The organism is Vibrio sp. AND4, assembly GCF_000171815.1.
GTDB lineage: Bacteria > Pseudomonadota > Gammaproteobacteria > Enterobacterales > Vibrionaceae > Vibrio.
On record NZ_ABGR01000116.1, the window covers coordinates 1 to 1,299 of the forward strand.

Annotated in this window: 2 protein-coding genes; both read right to left on the reverse strand. The window is 49.7% G+C overall.

Annotation, left to right across the window (positions count from 1 at the left end):
• On the reverse strand, nt 1–389 hold a 389-nt coding region (locus AND4_RS19045), incomplete at its 3' end, for an AMP-binding protein (protein ID WP_009844621.1).
• Nucleotides 386–1,299 (reverse strand): isochorismate synthase (locus AND4_RS19050; RefSeq protein ID WP_009844622.1); only part of this gene is annotated, 914 nt, incomplete at its 5' end. The genes AND4_RS19050 and AND4_RS19045, both read right to left, overlap by 4 nt.

Consider the following 1,299-nt stretch of genomic DNA (forward strand, 5'->3'; position numbering starts at 1 on the left):
GCCTCGGAAAAATGACAAAAGTATCGAATCTCCGAATAACGGTGCGCAGGCAAAGCCATGACTGGCTGCACACCAATTTTCAGTAGAGCGAAGAAACTAAGATAAAACTCCGCAATGTTCGGCAGATGCAACACCGCTTTGTCTCCTGGTTTGAGACTCAGTTTAGCTTGGAAACCTGCCGCCAATTGGTCGACCTGTTGCGCCAAAGATTGATATGTCCACTCACGCTCGCCATCTACCAATGCCAATTGCTGTGGCAGTCGAACAGCGCTAGCTTGCAGCATTTGTGGGATTGTTTGATCTGTCCAATAACCCGCTTGACGATATTGTTCTGCTCGCGCTTCTGGCCATGGGGTAAAGCCCGATGCTCGTATGGATTCAAGGCTCATTGCACCACCTCCATGTTTTCACGGATCTCGATACCCAACGCATTGAGCACAGTGCGCATCTTGTTACCGGTTTCTTCCAGTTCACTTTGTGGCTCAGAGCCCGCTACGATGCCAGCACCTGCGTAGACTTTGAGACGTTTTCTTTCCACCTCTGCGCAGCGGATCACTACGACCCATTCGCCATTGCCGCGAGCATCGACCCAACCAACAAGGCCGGTAAAATAACCTCGGTCAAAAGGCTCAACATGGCTTATCAAATCGTAAGCTTGTTCGGTTGGATAACCGCACACGGCTGGCGTGGGGTGCAATGCAGTCGCCAACTTCAACACACTTGTGTTCGGGTCCGAGACCATACCTTCAATGCGAGTAGAAAGATGAAGCATGGCTTTGGTTTCTATCACTGATGGCACCATTGGCACGTACAGGTTATGGCAAAAAGGTTGCAGTGCTTTCTCAACGGCATCCACCACCACGGCATGTTCATGGAGATCTTTTGCGCTCTCCATCATCAACTCACCTTGCTGTTGGTTAATGCATTCGTTATCACTGCGGCGACGAGATCCAGCCAAAGGATTAGAACAAACATGGGGTCCTTTGCGTGATACAAGCAGTTCAGGGCTCGATCCCATCAAGTAAGCATCAGACTGACTGCCACCAATACGAGTAGAAAACGTATAGCCACCAGGGTTTTGTTTGAGCAAGGTTTTTAAGAAGCGTGCCCGGTCAATGTCTTCTTCAGTGTCGACCTGCATGGTGCGTGATAACACCACCTTATCCAGATCAATATCCTCTCGACAGCAATGACTTGCCGCTAATTCGACACTGCGCATGTAGTCTTCGGGAGTCGGAATAGGTTGTATCGATGAAGGCGGACAATCCGTCACCTCATTCACATCAGAAACTTTATCCG